This is a genomic window from Sphingomonas sp. (genome assembly GCF_042095875.1).
Lineage (GTDB): Bacteria > Pseudomonadota > Alphaproteobacteria > Sphingomonadales > Sphingomonadaceae > Sphingomonas.
This window is the reverse complement of the sequence record NZ_JBELMJ010000019.1, coordinates 1-15359: the sequence shown is the minus strand read 5'-3', so window position 1 is coordinate 15359 and position 15359 is coordinate 1. Positions and strand designations below refer to the sequence as shown.

Annotated in this window: 13 protein-coding genes, 1 tRNA gene and 1 pseudogene; 11 read left to right on the top strand and 4 right to left on the bottom strand. The window is 69.3% G+C overall.

Annotated features, from left to right (window positions below):
- From ACFDS6_RS08635 to ACFDS6_RS08620, 4 genes and pseudogenes are all read left to right on the top strand, one after another.
- Nucleotides 1-275: pseudogene (locus tag ACFDS6_RS08635) on the top strand (GNAT family N-acetyltransferase); the annotation flags it as partial.
- A gap of 82 nt (nt 276-357) precedes the next feature.
- Complete coding sequence (locus tag ACFDS6_RS08630; RefSeq protein WP_375271741.1) at nt 358-927, top strand: DUF1285 domain-containing protein; 570 nt, start codon at nt 358-360, stop codon at nt 925-927.
- Nucleotides 924-1532 carry a CoA pyrophosphatase gene (locus tag ACFDS6_RS08625; RefSeq protein ID WP_375271740.1) on the top strand — a complete coding sequence of 203 codons (609 nt, stop codon included), beginning with the start codon at nt 924-926 and terminating at the stop codon, nt 1530-1532. Before ACFDS6_RS08630 ends, ACFDS6_RS08625 begins: the two co-directional genes overlap by 4 nt.
- Nucleotides 1520-2719 carry a CCA tRNA nucleotidyltransferase gene (locus ACFDS6_RS08620; RefSeq protein WP_375271739.1) on the top strand — a complete coding sequence of 400 codons (1200 nt, stop codon included), beginning with the start codon at nt 1520-1522 and terminating at the stop codon, nt 2717-2719. The genes ACFDS6_RS08625 and ACFDS6_RS08620 overlap by 13 nt, the downstream gene beginning before the upstream one ends.
- Here ACFDS6_RS08620 and ACFDS6_RS08615 read toward each other — a convergent pair.
- Nucleotides 2716-4287 carry a putative bifunctional diguanylate cyclase/phosphodiesterase gene (locus ACFDS6_RS08615; RefSeq protein ID WP_375271775.1) on the bottom strand — a complete coding sequence of 524 codons (1572 nt, stop codon included), beginning with the start codon at nt 4285-4287 and terminating at the stop codon, nt 2716-2718. The two genes, ACFDS6_RS08620 and ACFDS6_RS08615, sit on opposite strands and share 4 nt — an antisense overlap.
- A gap of 173 nt (nt 4288-4460) precedes the next feature.
- A complete protein-coding gene (gene parC / locus ACFDS6_RS08610; RefSeq protein ID WP_375271774.1) occupies nt 4461-6719 on the bottom strand; it encodes a DNA topoisomerase IV subunit A in 2259 nt (752 codons plus the stop codon).
- 109 nt (nt 6720-6828) lie between these two features.
- On the opposite strand from parC, the gene ACFDS6_RS08605 reads away from it, so the two are divergent.
- From ACFDS6_RS08605 to purQ, 6 genes are all read left to right on the top strand, one after another.
- Nucleotides 6829-7794, top strand: a complete 966-nt coding sequence (locus tag ACFDS6_RS08605) for an alpha/beta hydrolase family protein (RefSeq protein WP_375271738.1) — start codon at nt 6829-6831, stop codon at nt 7792-7794.
- Nucleotides 7795-7939: 145 nt separating this feature from the next.
- Nucleotides 7940-8719 (top strand): phosphoribosylaminoimidazolesuccinocarboxamide synthase, encoded by a 780-nt coding sequence (gene purC / locus ACFDS6_RS08600; RefSeq protein ID WP_375271737.1) that lies wholly within the window; start codon nt 7940-7942, stop codon nt 8717-8719.
- A 72-nt stretch (nt 8720-8791) separates the two neighbouring features.
- On the top strand, nt 8792-9994 hold the full coding sequence (locus tag ACFDS6_RS08595; RefSeq protein ID WP_375271736.1) for a transferrin-binding protein-like solute binding protein: 1203 nt from the start codon (nt 8792-8794) through the stop codon (nt 9992-9994).
- Between the two features lie 23 nt (nt 9995-10017).
- Complete coding sequence (locus ACFDS6_RS08590) at nt 10018-11433, top strand: surface lipoprotein assembly modifier (protein ID WP_375271734.1); 1416 nt, start codon at nt 10018-10020, stop codon at nt 11431-11433.
- Nucleotides 11434-11515: 82 nt separating this feature from the next.
- Entirely contained in the window at nt 11516-11746 is a 231-nt protein-coding gene (purS, locus tag ACFDS6_RS08585) for a phosphoribosylformylglycinamidine synthase subunit PurS (protein WP_375271733.1), read from the top strand.
- The gene (gene purQ, locus ACFDS6_RS08580) at nt 11743-12408 is read left to right on the top strand and encodes a phosphoribosylformylglycinamidine synthase subunit PurQ (RefSeq protein WP_375271732.1); all 666 of its coding nucleotides are present in this window, start codon (nt 11743-11745) and stop codon (nt 12406-12408) included. The genes purS and purQ overlap by 4 nt, the downstream gene beginning before the upstream one ends.
- 225 nt (nt 12409-12633) lie before the next feature.
- Here purQ and ACFDS6_RS08575 read toward each other — a convergent pair whose 3' ends face one another.
- The gene (locus ACFDS6_RS08575; protein ID WP_375271731.1) at nt 12634-13395 is read right to left on the bottom strand and encodes a queuosine precursor transporter; all 762 of its coding nucleotides are present in this window, start codon (nt 13393-13395) and stop codon (nt 12634-12636) included.
- Between the two features lie 60 nt (nt 13396-13455).
- On the opposite strand from ACFDS6_RS08575, the gene ACFDS6_RS08570 reads away from it, so the two are divergent.
- Nucleotides 13456-13532 (top strand) — tRNA-Arg (locus tag ACFDS6_RS08570).
- A 230-nt stretch (nt 13533-13762) separates the two neighbouring features.
- Here the strand turns inward: ACFDS6_RS08570 and ACFDS6_RS08565 are convergent.
- Nucleotides 13763-14335: a PaaI family thioesterase gene (locus tag ACFDS6_RS08565; RefSeq protein ID WP_375271730.1), complete on the bottom strand. Its 573-nt coding sequence runs from the start codon at nt 14333-14335 to the stop codon at nt 13763-13765.
- Nucleotides 14336-15359: the final 1024 nt, after the last annotated feature.

Genomic DNA, 15359 nt, shown 5'->3' with positions numbered 1-15359 from the left:
TCCTGGTCGGCCCGGTCGCGGTCACGCCCGAGCGGCAGCAGGACGGGATCGGCCGTCGGTTGATGCGCGCGGCGCTCGACGCGGCGCCGGCGGACGCCGCGCTGATGCTGATCGGCGATCCGGAATATTATGGCCGCTTCTTCGGCTTCTCGGCCGACCATACCGGCGAGTGGCGACTGCCCGGTCCGGTCGAGCGCCACCGGCTGCTCGCGCGCGGCCACGGCGTTCCGGCTGGCGCGGGCGAGATCGGCCCGCGTGTCGCGGCCCCCGTCTGATCCAGGCCCCGTCTGGTTCAGGCCCCCAACGCACCGGGTGCCGCGTCTTTACCCGCGCCTCCTTCGTCCCTACCTCGACGTCATGCCGATGGCGCCTCTACCCGACTTCGACACGCTGACCGTCGCCGATATTGCGCGAATGGCCGACAGCGACCGCCTGCCCCCGGTCGATCGCTGGCACCCGGCGCATTGCGGCGACAGCGACATGCGGATCGCGCGCGACGGGACGTGGTTTCACCAGGGCTCGCCGATCGGCCGCGCGGCGATGGTCCGCGCGTTCAGCCGCATCCTGCGGCGAGAGCCGGACGGCGGCTACGTGCTGGTGACCCCGGTCGAGAAGCTCGACATCCTCGTCGAGGACGCGCCCTTCGTCGCGGTGGAGATGAAGGTCGAGGGCGCGGGCGAGGCGCAGACGCTGGCCTTCCGCCTCAACACCGGCGACGTCGTCACCACCTCTGCCGAGCACCCGCTGCGATTCGAGGAGCACGACGACGGCCCGCACCCGTACCTGCACGTCCGCGGCGGTCTGGAGGCGTTGATCGCGCGCGCGATCTACTATGACCTCGCCGAACTCGCGCTCGCTGCCGGCTCCGACGTGCCGGGCGTGTGGAGCGGCGGCACCTTCTTCCCGCTCACGCCCGCGCCCAGGTGAGCAGCGCCCCCGACCTGCCCTCGCTCGCCGAGCGGGTGGCGGCGGCGCTCGTGTCGCCGCGCGCGGTGGCGCTGCTCGCCGGCGACCGCGACGACCTGCCCGCGCACGAGACGCTGACCGCCGCCGCGGTGCTGATCCCGATCACCGACCGCGCGCGCCCCGGCGTGATCCTGACCCAGCGGGTCGAAACGCTGCGCCAGCACGCGGGGCAGGTCGCCTTTCCCGGTGGGCGGATCGACCCCGGCGAGGACGCCGTCGCCGCCGCGCTTCGCGAGGCCGAGGAAGAGGTCGCGCTGCCCGCCTCGGCGGTCGAGGTGATCGGCCCGACCGACCGATATCGCACCGGCACCGGCTACACGATCACGCCGATCGTCGGCGTCGTGCCGCCCGACCTGCCGCTCCACCCCAACGAGGGCGAGGTGGCGAGCGTGTTCGAGGTGCCGCTCGACTTCCTGCTCGAGCCCGCCAACCATCGCCAGCGCACGGTCGACTGGCAGGGCACGGAGCGCACCTATTGGGAGATGACGTGGGAGGATCGCCGGATCTGGGGCGCGACCGCGGGCATGATCGTCAACCTGTCGCAGCGGCTGCGATGGACGGCGTGAGCGCGACGACGCTGCCCGACGCGGCGTGGCGGCATCGCCCCGGCCTGGACAAGCTGGCCGAGGTGCTCGGCGCGGAGCGCGGCGAGGCGCGCTTCGTCGGCGGCGCGGTGCGCGACACGCTGCTCGGGCTCGACGCGCACGACATCGATCTCGCCACCCTCCACGCCCCCGACGAGGTCGTGCGGCGGCTGGAGGCCGCCGGGATCAAGGCGGTGCCGACGGGCATCGCGCACGGCACCGTCACCGCCGTGTCGTCGGGCACGGTGGTGGAGGTGACGACGCTGCGCCGCGACGTGTCGACCGACGGGCGCCACGCGGTCGTCGCCTACACCGACGATTGGCGCGAGGATGCGGCGCGGCGCGACTTCACGATGAACGCGCTCTACGCCGATCCGCTGACCGGCCGCGTGTTCGACTGGTTCGGCGGGCTCGTCGACCTCGCCGCCGGGCAGGTGCGCTTCATCGGCGATCCGCTCCAGCGTATCGCGGAGGATCACCTGCGCATCCTGCGCTTCTTCCGCTTCCACGCGCGCTTCGGCGATGCGATCGACGACAACGGGCTTGCCGCCTGCGTCGCGCGTGCCAACGACCTGATGGCGCTCAGCCGCGAGCGCGTCGCCGCCGAGTTGACCAAGCTGCTGGTCGCGCGCGCGGCGGTGCCAGTTGTCGCGCTGATGGAAGCGCGCGGCATCTTCCGCCCGATCGTGCCCGAGATCGACGGCGGCGGCGTCGAGCGACTGCGCGCGCTGGCGAATCGCGAGCTCGCCGCCGGCGTCGCACCCGACGCGGTCCGCCGCCTCGCCGCGCTGCTCCCACTCGATATCGCGGAAGGCGTCGGCGCGCGGTTGAAGCTCAGCAATGCCGACCGAAAGCGCCTGATGCTCGCCACCGCCGGGGCGGGCGACGAGGGCGCGCGCGGGCTCGCCTATCGCTGCGGCATCGACGTGGCGCTCGACCGGCTGCTGCTCGCCGGCGCGGACGTGTCCGCGCTCGATCGTTGGACCGCGCCGCGCCTGCCGATCGGCGGCGGCGAGCTGGTCGCGCGCGGGCTGAGCAAGGGGCCGCTGGTCGCGCGCACGCTCAAACGAATCGAGTCGCGCTGGATCGCGGAACACTTCCCCGACGCACAGCGCACCCGCCAAATCGCCGACGAGGAGGTCGCCGCCGCGCTGGCGGACGCGCGCTAGCGGTTGCGCGCCAGGAGGAAGCGATAGGCTTCCTCGGGCTCGAGCGGCTGCGCGTAGGCGTACCCCTGCCCCGCGGTGCACCCCAGCGCCGCCAGCGTCTGCCCGACCTCGTGCGTCTCGATCCCTTCCGCCACCGTCGACATGTTGAGCGCCTGCGACAGACTCAGGATCGCGCGCACGATCGCGATCTTGTCGCGGTCGGCGAGCATGCCGGTGATGAAGCTGCGATCGATCTTGAGCACGTCGATCGGCAGCTTCTGCAGCGACGCGAGATTGGAGAAGCCGGTGCCGAAATCGTCCATCGCGATCGTCAGCCCGAACGATTTCAGCGCGGTCAGCATCCGCGCCATCCGCGCCGGCTCGGCGATCAGCGCGCTCTCGGTCAATTCCAGCTTCAACCGCTCGCCCGGCATGCCGGAGGCGGCGAGCGCGTGCTCGACCACGTCGGGCATCGAGTCGCGCTGGAGCTGGATCGGTGACACGTTGACGCCGACGCGGATCGTGTGGCTCGCGTCGCCGCGCCGGTCCCACCCCGCCACGGTCGCCAGCGCCGCGTCGATCGCCCAGCGCCCGAGCGGGACGATCAGCCCGGATTCCTCTGCCACGCGGATGAAGTCGCTCGGCTGGTGCTGGACGCCGTACTCGTCGGTCCAGCGCGCGAGCGCCTCGAAACTCTGCACCTTACCCGTTGAGAGGTTGCAGATCGGCTGGTAACGCAGCGTCAGGTCGCCGTTCTCGATCGCGCGGCGCAGCGCGGTTTCCATCGCGAACTCGGCCCGCGCCGAATCGAGCGCGCGCGTCTGGTATGCCTCGGCCTTCTTGCTCGCCTTGGACTTCTTCATCGCCACCTGCGCGTGGCGGATGACGTCCTCCGAATGCGTGACGCTTGGGTCGCCGAACGCGATGCCGATCGCGCAAGTCACGCGGATCTCATATTCGCTCAGCCGGAACGGGGTCGACAGTGCCGCCTGCAACCGTTTGGCGACGTGCTGCGCCTCGTCGTCGCGCTCGTCGATCGCCAGCAGGATGCCGAACTCATCCCCGCCGGTGCGCGCCAGCGTGTCGCGCGCGCGCAGCGCGCCCTTGATCCGGCGCGCGACGGTGATCAGCAACTCGTCGCCCGCCATGCTGCCCAGGCACGCGTTGATGCGGCTGAACCGCTCCAGGTCGACCATCAGCACCGCCCAGCGCGCGGTGCCGCCGGCGATCGTCGTCTCCAGCGCGTCGGTGAAGCCGCCCCGGTTCGGCAGCCCGGTCAGCGAATCGATCGCCATCTCGCGGCGCAGCGTCTCCTGCGTGCGCAGCTCCGCGGTCTGATCGACCAGCGCGACGACGCACACCGGCTCCGCGCGCAGCGTGATGCGCGACAGCGAGACGCGGAAATAGCGCCGCTCGACCTCGCCGCCCGACTGCCACTCATGCTCCGCCACCGCCTTGCCGCTCAGCAGGAACGCGCGAATGATCGGGTCTAGGCTGGTGCGCGCCCCGATCTGCGCGCGCACGAACGCGCGGTTGACGGCCTCGTGGATCACCTCGTCGCCGTGCAGCGCCGCCATCAGCAGCGGCATCGGCACGAGCTCGAGCCCCCCCTGCGCCGCCGCGATGCCCGGCGGCAGGACGTAGGGTGGAGCGCTCGGCACCGCGCGTGCAGCGGAAGACAGGCTGGTGACCATCGCTGACAACGCTAGCCAACAAGCATTAAGGTCGAATTACCTGACCTAAGCGGTTGACGCGCGTCGGCTCAGAACCGGTTGTCGCGCGGGAATCCGTTCGGCGGCATCCGCCCCGCCGCGCCGCGCGCGGTGCGCCACGGGTTCAGGTCGGCCTCGGTCCGCGTCCGGCCCGTCTCGCCCCCCATCGTCCAGCTGAGCCCCTGCGCGAACACGAACGTCTTGGCATCGGCCAGCCCACCCTCGCGGTAGCGCTGCAACTGCACCCCCTGCCCACGCGCGAGTGCGGGCAGCTCCGCGATTGGGAACACCAGCATCTTGCGGTTGTCGCCGATCACCGCGACGTAATCGTCCTCGCCCGCGACCGGATGGACGACCGCGAGTCGCGCGCCGGTCCGCGGCGACATGACGTTCTTGCCCTTGCGCGTTTCCGCCACCGTGTCCGCGCCGGCCACGACGAAGCCGCGCCCGTCGCTCGCCGCTAGCAGCAGCCGCTCGGCCTTGCGCAGCGGCAGGAACGCGACGATCGGAACGCTGCCGTCCAGGTCGATCGTCGCGCGCACCGGCTCGCCGAACCCGCGTCCGCCCGGCAGCTTGTCGGCCGCGAGCGTGTAGAAGCGCCCGTTGGCGGCGGCGAGCAGCAGCTTATCGGTCGTCTGCGCGTGGAACGCGAACGCGGGGCCGTCGCCTTCCTTGAACTTCAGCGTCTCGGGCGCGGACAGGTCGACGTGCCCCTTCAATGCGCGCACCCAGCCGCGCTCGGACAGGATCACCGTGATCGGCTCGCGCTCGATCATCGCCTCCAGCGGGATGTCGCGCGTCGGTGCGGCCTCTTCGATGCCGGTGCGCCGCGCACCCAGCGGCGTCTCCGGACCGTAGCGCGCGCGCACCCGCCCAAAATCGCGCTTCAACCGCGTCCGCTGCCGCGCCTCGCTGCCCAGCAGCAGCGTCAGGTCGGCCTGTTCCTTCTCCAGCGTCGCCTGCTCGCGCTTGAGCTCCATCTCCTCCAGCCGCCGCAGCGAGCGCAGCCGCATGTTGAGGATCGCCTCCGCCTGCCGGTCGGTCAGCTGGAACTCGGCGATCATCACCGCCTTGGGCTCGTCTTCGGTGCGGATAATCTCGATCACGCGGTCGAGATTGAGAAACGCGACGATATAGCCGCCGACCAGCTCCAGCCGGTCGGCAATCTTGCCCAGCCGGTGCTCGGTCCGCCGGCGCAGCACGACGAACTGGTGCTCGACCCAGGCGGCGAGTGCGTCGCGCAGCGACATGACCCGCGGCGTGCGCTCGCGGTCGAGCACGTTGAGGTTGAGCGGAATGCGCGATTCCAGGTCGGACAAGCGGAACAGCCCGTCCATCAGCACCTGCGCGTCGACCGTCCGGCTGCGTGGCTCCAGCACCAGCCGCACCTCCGCGTCGCTCTCGTCGCGCACGTCGGCCAGGATCGGCAGCTTCTTGTCGTTGATCAGACCAGCGATCTGCTCGATCAGCTTGCCCTTGGGCACGCCGTACGGGATCTCGGAGACGACGATCTGCCAGCCGCCGCCCTTCTCGCGCTCGATCGACCAGCGCGCGCGGACGCGAAATGCCCCGCGTCCAGTGACGTAGGCCTCGGTGATCGCCGCTGGCGGATCGACCACCAGCCCGCCGGTCGGGAAATCGGGGCCCTTGACCAGCGCGAGCACGTCGGCGTCGCCCGCGTCCGGCCGGTCGACCAGCATGATCGCCGCGTCGAGCAGCTCGGCCGCATTGTGCGGCGGGATGGCGGTCGCCATGCCGACCGCGATCCCCGCAGCGCCGTTCGCTAGCAGGTTCGGGAAGGCGCCGGGGAACAGCTCGGGCTCCTGCTCCTCGCCGTTGTAGGTCGGGCGGAACTCGACCGCGTCCTCGTCCAGCCCGTCCATCAGGTCGATCGCGACCTGCGTCAGCCGCGCCTCGGTGTAGCGGTAGGCGGCGGCATTATCGCCGTCGATGTTGCCGAAGTTCCCCTGGCCGTCGACCAAGGGGTAACGCAGCGCGAAATCCTGCGCCAACCGCACCATCGCGTCGTAGACGGACTGGTCGCCGTGCGGGTGATACTTGCCGATCACGTCGCCGACGACGCGCGCGCACTTCTTGTACCCGGCCGCAGGATCGAGCCGTAACAGCCTCATCGCCCACAACAATCGGCGGTGAACGGGCTTCAACCCGTCGCGCACGTCGGGCAGCGACCGCGCGGTGATCGTCGACAGCGCGTAGACGAGGTAGCGCTCAGACAAGGCGCTGTCGAACGGCGCGTCGAGCACGCCGACGGGCGGATTGTCAGGAAGGTCGGTGATCTTGGTCGGCATCGTCGCGGCCATACCTACCAGCCTTGGCGGCTGGCGTTAAGGGGGCGCGCCGACGCATTGTGACGACGCACGAGTGACCGCGCGCGCGCGGCGTGGCACAATCCGCGCCATGACCCCGCTTCGCCTCCTCGCCCCCGCCGCCCTGCTCGCCGCCATCGCCGTCTCCGCTGCCAAAGGCTCGACCACCCTGCCCCAGTCACCCACCCCCGCTCCGACCGCGGCCTTCGCGCCGCTCACCTGGTCCGACCTGACCAAGCGTACTCGGCCCACGCCCGACGCGACCGTCAGCTACGGCGACGATTCCATGCAGAAGGTCGACGTGTGGCTGCCGCGCGGCGCGGGTCCGTTCCCGGTCGTGGTGATGGTGCACGGCGGTTGCTGGCAGACCAAGATCGCCGATCGCACGCTGATGAACTGGGCCGCAGACGACCTGCGCCGATCGGGCGTGGCGGTGTGGAACATCGACTATCGCGGCGTCGACCGCAGCGGCGGGGGCTATCCCGGCACCTTCAGCGATGCTGCGAAGGCTGCCGATCAACTGCTTGTGTCCGCAGCGAAATACCGGCTCGACACGCGGCGCGTGGTGGCCGTGGGTCACTCCGCCGGCGGTCACCTGGCGCTCTGGCTCGCCGCGCGCCCGCGCCTGCCCGCGAGCAGCCCGCTGCACAGCGCAAACCCGCTGAAGCTCGCCTACGTCGTCAGCCTGGGCGGTCTGCCCGACCTGGAGGCGACCGCGCGCAGCCCCGACAACGGCTGCGGCATCGAGGTCGTCCAGCAGCTGGTCGGCACCGCCCGGCGCGATCCCTTCGCCGACACGTCGGTGCCGCGCCTGCTGCCGCTTGGCGTGCCGCAGGCGCTGGTCAACGGCCGCGAGGACCGGATCATCCCCTATCGCATGGCAACCGACTACGTCGCGCGCGCCACCGCCGCGGGCGACCGCGCCACCTTGCACACGGTGCCGAACACCGGCCACGTCGAGCTGATCACGCCCGAGACCGCGGCGTGGCGCACCGCCAAGCGGCTGCTGCTCGAGCAATTGGGCGTGCCCGACCGCCAGCTCGACATCGCGCGCTGAGCCTCTGCCGCCCGAGCACCGCCGCAGTGCAGCACGCCCCTTTTCCCTCGCGCCGCTTTCCCGTATAGGCCGCCGCAACATCGCCCCGGCCGCGCGGCCCGTCCGCGCTTGCCGGGGCGTCATCGTTTTGGCGAAAGGGCGACCCATGGCGCGCAGGCGGCAGATCTACGAGGGCAAGGCCAAGATCCTGTATGAGGGTCCCGAGCCCGGCACGCTGATCCAGTATTTCAAGGACGACGCCACCGCCTTCAACGCGCAGAAGAAGGGCACGATCAACGGCAAGGGCGTGCTCAACAACCGCATCAGCGAGCACGTCTTCACGCTGTTGGGACATATTGGCGTGCCGACGCACTTCATACGCCGTCTCAACATGCGCGAGCAACTCATTCGGCAAGTCGAGATTGTCCCCGTTGAGGTGATGGTCCGCAACGTCGCCGCGGGCTCGCTGTCGAAGCGGCTGGGGATCGAGGAAGGCGTGCAGCTGCCGCGCACCATCATCGAGTACGCCTACAAGTCGGATGAGCTCGGCGACCCGATGATCACCGACGAGCATATCGCCGCCTTCGGCTGGGCTAGCCAGGAGGAGATGCACGACATCGCCGACCTGGCGATCCGCGTGAACGATTTCCTGTGCGGGCTGTTCGCCGGCGTCGGCATCCGCCTGGTCGACTTCAAGCTCGAGTTCGGCCGCATCTGGGACAACGACTACAGCCGGATCATCCTGGCGGATGAGATCAGCCCCGATTGCTGCCGCCTGTGGGACATGGACAGCGACGAGAAGCTGGACAAGGACCGCTTCCGCCGCGACCTGGGCGGCGAGGTCGAGGCGTATCAGGAGGTCGCGCGCCGCCTGGGGCTCCTGCCCGAGGGGACGGAGAACGCCGTGCTCGACATGGAAACGCACCGGAAGAAACGCGGCAAGTGACTGCGTTGACCCCGAATTAACCACTGCCCGCCTAACCCCCTCGCCGACACGGTTCGACGAGGGGGTTTTCTTATGCGGTTTCATCGAAGCGCGCTGGCGCTGCCCTTGCTGGCACTCGCGGCATGCGGCGGTGCGGGGCCTGAGTCGGTCGGCAGCATCGCGCCGCCCGCGCCGACGACGGGCACCGGCACGGGGTCGGGCAGCTCGGGCAGCACCGGCGCGGGCGGCACCGCCTCTGGCGGCACCGGCGCGCCCGTCGGCAGCGCGAGCGGTACCGCGCCCGCTGCCTCCGCCACCTTCCTGGCGGTGAACACCGAGACGAATTTCAACGCTGTCGGCGCGCTCCACACCTTCGGCTACGACCCCGAGGTCGCCGGCGTCGACAAGCGGCCGGTGTCGTATCAGGGCAATGCGAGCACGACGCGCACGCCCTCGGGCACGATCAACTACAGCCCGCGCGACGGTATCTTCACGGTGACCTTCAACGACAGCAAGGCAGGCGTCGAGAACAGCGTCCGCTTCCAGGACCCCGCACACCGCAGCGACTTCAATCCCGAGAGCACGCCGACGCTTGAGGCGCCAAACCTCCCCGGCTTCAACTATCTCGAGGCGTCCGACAAGACGCATCGCTCGACCTTCTTCTACCAGCGCCCCGATGCGACCACCTACGTCACGCTCGCCGGCTTCACGCGGCAGGAGTATAACGACATCGGGCTGGTCGCGCGCAAGCACGGCGCTTTGGTGTTCGGCTCGCTGACCCCGCAGTCGCAGATCCCGGTCAGCGGCAGCGGCACCTACACCGGCGGCTTCATCGCCTCCGCGGTGCTCGACACCTCGCGCGACAGCCGCAATCCGCAGCCCGCCTATATGCAGTGGATCACCGGCGCGAGCAACGTGTCGGTCGACTTCGGCAAGTCCACCGTCGCGCTCAGCTTGGACGGCACCGTCGGGCCGACGTTCCAGAACGGGCAGCTGATCGACAATGCCGCGCTGCTGACGCCCGCGGGCACGCGGTTCCAGGCGAGCGGCAGCGCGCAGATCGACCTGCTGCGCACCGGCGGCTTCGCCGGCGCGTTCACCAGCGCGACGCTGGGCGGCAAGGCGATCGACTTCGGCCCGATCAGTGCGGGCTCGAGCACGTCGGGCGCGAGCTCGATCGACGGCACCTTCTTCGGTCCCAACGCGGTCAACGTCGGCGGCAACTTCCGCATCGTCGGCGGGGTGCCCGATCAGCGCGTCGACATCCAGGGCGCGTTCACCGGCGCCAAAAAGTAGGCAGCGGCGGGAGGTTGCGCGACATGCTGCGCCGATTGCTGGCGACGATGGCGCTGCTCGCGTCGCCGGCCCCGGCGCTGGCGGCAGCGCCGGACGCCGCGGAGCCCAGTGCGGCGGTCGCCCCCGCGCCGCCTGCCTCCGCCCCGGCCTCCGCCGCCGGCCAGTGCGGCGCCAACGCGTGCGAGGTCCGGCTCACCGCACCGCAACTGCTCGCCTCGATCGAGCGGCTGGTGCAGGCGGGTAAGTATCCCGAAGCGCGCACGCTGCTCACCGCGCTGCGTCTCGCCCCCGATTTCACGCTGCAGACGCGCTTCCTGACCGGGTACATCGCGGCGCAGGAGGGCGATCTCGCCGCCGCCGCGCGCGCCTACAAGGACATTCTCGCCGACGATCCGAACCAGACCCGCGTGCGGCTCGAACTCGGCCGCACGATGATCGCGATGGGCCAGAGCGCGGCGGCCGACCGCCAGCTGCGACTCGCGCAGCAGAGCCGCGAGCTCGACCCCGATCTCGCGCGGCTGGTGCGCGGCGCGCGCGACGTGATCCGCTCCGCCCGCGCCTTCCGCGCCGACGTGACGCTCGGCATCGCGCCCGACACCAACATCAACAACGCCACCGACGCGCGGGTCGTCAACGTGAACCTAGGCGACTATTCGCTGCCGCTCGAACTCGACGCGGGCGCGCGTCGCCGCTCTGGCACCGGGCAGACTGCGGTCGCGTCCGCGGCGGCGCGCCTGCCGATCGGCGGCGACCTGTTCTTCCTCGGCAATCTCGACGGCAGCGGGCTCAACTACTCGGGCTCGCGCTTCGACGATTACCTCGTTCAGGCCGCCGCGGGCGCGGAGGCGCAGGTGTCGAACGAATCGAGCCTGTCGCTCCAGGCGATCGGCGCGCAGCGCTGGTACGGTGGGCGCGTCGCCAGCCGCCAGATCGGCCTGCGCGGCGGCGCGCAGCGCACGCTCGACGCCGGACGGCGGCTGGGCGTGCAGCTCGACATCCGCCGCACCGATACCGAGTTCGACCGCGCCTTCGACGGCTGGCAGGGCGGCGTGTACGTCTCGTACGAGACGAGCTTCCGCCGCACCTTCGTCGCCGCCGCACAAGCCTTCGTGCGGCGCGACTGGCTGAACGCGGGCGCTTACTCAAACACCGAGGTCGGCGTCGGCGCGAACGTCGCGGGCGAGCTGCCGCGCGGGTTCAACATCGGCTTCGGCGGCAGCGTCAGCCGCGCGTACTTCGATGACGCGATCCCGATCTTCTCGGTCACGCCGCGCCGCGACTGGCGCGTGGCCTCGCAGGTGTCGCTCGGCAATCGCAAGCTGCGCGTGCTCGACTTCTCGCCGCAGGTGTCGTGGGCGGCGACCGGCATCCTCTCCTCGCTCGACCTCTATCGCACCCGGCGCAGCCGCTTCTCCTTCCAGCTCGCGCGCTATTTCTGATTGCCGATCGGCCGCAGGTTCGCAAAATCCTCCACCCCTAAAACCTTGCCCCGAACGGGTCGGCGCGGCATAGGCGCCGGGCATGAAGCTCACCATCCACGTCACGCTCAAACCCGGCGTCCTCGATCCGCAGGGCAAGGCGATCGAGCACGCGCTCTCCGGCCTCGGCTTCGCAGGCGTCCACGGCGCGCGCGTCGGCAAGCTGATCGAGCTGGAGGTGGACGAGGGCACCAGCGACGCCGACGTCGACGCGATGTGCCGAAAGCTGCTCGCGAACACCGTGATCGAGAACTACCGGATCCAGCGCGCATGAAGACGGCGGTCGTCGTCTTCCCCGGCTCCAACTGCGACCGCGACATCGCCGTCGCGCTGGAACAGGTGACGGGCACCCGTCCGACGATGGTGTGGCACCGTGACACCGCGCTGCCCGACGACGTGTCGCTGGTCGCGGTGCCCGGCGGCTTCTCCTACGGCGACTACCTCCGCTCGGGTGCGATCGCCGCGCGCTCGCCGATCATGCGCGACGTGGTGGAGCGGGCTGGCAAGGGCCTGCCCGTGCTCGGCATCTGCAACGGGTTTCAGGTACTGACGGAGGCGGGGTTGCTACCCGGCGCGCTGATGCGCAACGCCGGGCTCGACTTCGTATGCCGCGACGTCGCGCTGACGGTTGGCGAGTCGAAGTCGGCGTTCACCGGCGGCTTCGCGGCAGGTGAGACGGTGCGCGTGCCCGTCGCGCACCACGACGGCAATTACGTCGCCGATCCCGACACGCTCGATCGGCTGGAGGGCGAAGGCCAGGTCGCGTTCCGCTACGCCGAGCCGGTCAACGGCAGCGCGCGCGATATCGCCGGGCTGGTCAACGCGGGCGGCAACGTGCTCGGCATGATGCCGCATCCCGAACGCCGGATCGAGCCGGCGCACGGCGGCACCGACGGTCGCCGCCTGTTCGAGGGACTGCTCGACCAGATTGGTTGAGCGGAGGGCGGCAGCGGTGGTCCCGGCGTGCGTTCGGCATCGTGCTCGTCGGTCGCTAGCCCTGTCCTACGAGCGCGCTGCGCCTTAACGTCCCGTCCGCGCTCTTTCCCACCACCGACGACACCACCCACCCTGCCCGCCGCCACGACGCGCATTGGCCTCACCTTAGCGTGACCTTCCGCACCAAACCGGCGCGTTGGCCTCACCTTAGCCTCACCTTCCGCGTCAGGCCCGCGTGGTGAAGGGCGAGAAGTCGGTTTCGCGGTCGAACACGTCGACGCCTTCCGCGCGTTTCAGCGCGCCAACCAAAGCGTAGGTGACGGGCGTCAACAGCACCTCCCACCCGACCTTCAGCGCCCATTGCGTGAACAGCACGGTGACCACCAGCTCGCCCGTCCACCCCGCCGCGCCCAGGAAGGCGAGCGGGTAGAAGATCAGGCTGTCGACGCCCTGCCCGACCAGCGTGGAGCCGATCGTCCGCATCCACAGGTGCCGCCCGCCGCTCCACACCTTCATCCGCGCGAGGACGTAGGCGTTGACGAACTCGCCCGCCCAGAACGCGCACATGCTGGCGACGACGATCCGCGGCACCTGCCCGAACACCGTCTCGTACGCCGCCTGGTTGGTCCAATCGGGCGCAGGCGGCAGTGCGACGACCACCCACGCCATGAACGCCATAAACACGGTCGCGGCGAACCCGACCCAGATGACGCGCCGGGCCCGCGCGTAGCCGTACACCTCGGTCAGCACGTCGCCGATGACGTAGCTGACCGGGAAGAACAGGATACCCGCCCCGAACGGCCACGCGCCGACCACCGGCAGCGTCACCACCGCGACCTTGCCCGCCCCCAGCACGTTCGACAGCAGCAGGATCGCGACGAACGCCGCCATTACCAGGTCGTAGAAGCGCGCACCGCCGGCACTCGGCGCGCCGCCCTCGACCACGGGGATCGACCTGTCGTCACGATGCTCGCAGGGGCCGGTCATGCCCGTTCCATAACCGGCGGTTTGCACGCTCGGCAATCCGCGCTAATCGAACCGCCACGCGCGCCCGTAGCTCAGTTGGATAGAGCACGAGCCTTCTAAGCTTGGGGCCGCTGGTTCGAATCCAGCCGGGCGCGCCAGTTGGTTGTCCTTCAGCAGCAAGCCTGCGCCGATTTTTCAAACCCTGCCTTGGCGTGGGCAACTTTTTCAAAGCCTAAGGCCACCTGCCTCGAGCGTGAGCCGGCTACGGCGAACCGTGCGACGTAGTCAGCGATTTAATTGGCAATTCCACGCTGGACCGCATGGGCGCAGCTGCTTGACCCAAACCTTCAATGAATCCGGCGTAGCTGCCGCTCCGTGCGTGAAAGATCTACACTGCCGTTTGAGATCGAGTGCTAAGGACCGAAAAGTTACCAACCCCATGAACAGTTAGGGCGCCATTGCGGTCGATCACCTCGCCCGACACGTAAACCGTCCGGCGGCCGACGTTGATGACACGTCCGGTCGCCGTTACGGGCGTGTTCCGAAAGTCTATCGGGCGGATGTAGGTCAGCGTCAGGTCCAGCGTGACCACCGCGCTACCAACTGGCAGCATGGTGTGCGCCGCAGCTCCCATGGCCGTGTCGAGCATGGTTGCCGCGACTCCGCCATGGAGCATGCGCAACGTGTTCTCTAACGAGGCGTCGTGGTCGAGCCTCATCGAGATTTCCCCTTGCTCGGCGACGACGCACCGAAAGCCGATTGCGCGAGCCATCGGCGGGGCGGGCAGCGTCCCGTCTCGAATTCCTCGCATGATCTCCAATCCTGACAGCCCAGACGTCAGCGTTCCGGCCATCGCCGAATCGTGCCAGCGTACGGTACGCTCCCGAAGCGCATCGGCGGGAATAGGATACTCGACGAACGTCTCCGCCGGCACCTGGCGGTCATCTCCGGCGAGCGACATCAGCGGATCGCCCGCCAGCCCCTGGCCTCCTGCACTTCCGCTCTCCCCGTCCGGCGATCATAAAGGCACAGATAGCTTCCCTGCACTCCTCGCAGCCCTTTCTGCGGGAAGGAGCCGGTCACAAGCAGCGCGACCTTCCCCGCGGTGTCACTGAACACTATGGGAGCGGACGTCGAAGGACGAAGAAGATGACTCTCGGCAGCGCACCGGGCCTTCGCGTCGGCTGTGAGCTTTGCCCAGGCTTCTGTTGATGATGCCGTGACGGCACCAGGTGTAAGCAGCAGCAGGAAAGATAGCAGGGCACATCGCTTCATCTAGGCAGGCCTTCAAGTTCACACGTCTTCATCGAAGGCGCACATCACCCGAATTAGTAACTTGCGGAAGCCCCACCTCAGTATGGGACGCCCAACCGCTCGTTTCTATCACGGACGTGCGTCCCAACGTGCGCGGGTCAGTTCCTCCCAAATCGACCAAAGCACCCATCGGTGTGGGAGTGAACGGACATGGCAATATGTCGCCGCTCCTCACGCCTTCGCGCTGCTCCGGACACATGCGTTCTTTATCGTAACCTATACCAACGGCGGTAACGCCTAGACCGTCGCACGACTGTTCGAGGCGAGACGACACCTTCATCACGGCTTATATAGCCGTGCCCCATTCCGCGTATCTGCCCTCTGCGCAGGAGTCCGGCTCGCACTCCGAAGGATGCAGTCAATGCGACAGCCGGAAAGTTCGTCAGTTGCCACAAGGCTGAGGCTCATCACTGGCGCATCCGGGCTGCTTCTAATTCTCGCGTGCATCTACCTGACGCATCTCTGAGGCGGGGACATCCATCTGTCGTGCGTGCCGGCGTGCTTACCCGTGCCGCCGATGCGCATCCGCCACTCAGCGGGCCGAGAGACGTGCGGCTGTCTGCCCAAGGGCTTCTCGATCGGTTCATTGGCAAACAATAAAGGAAACTAGACATGGCTGACGTGACCCCCGCCTTTCATCCAGCGGCAACCAGAGACCGACCGGTGTTGTC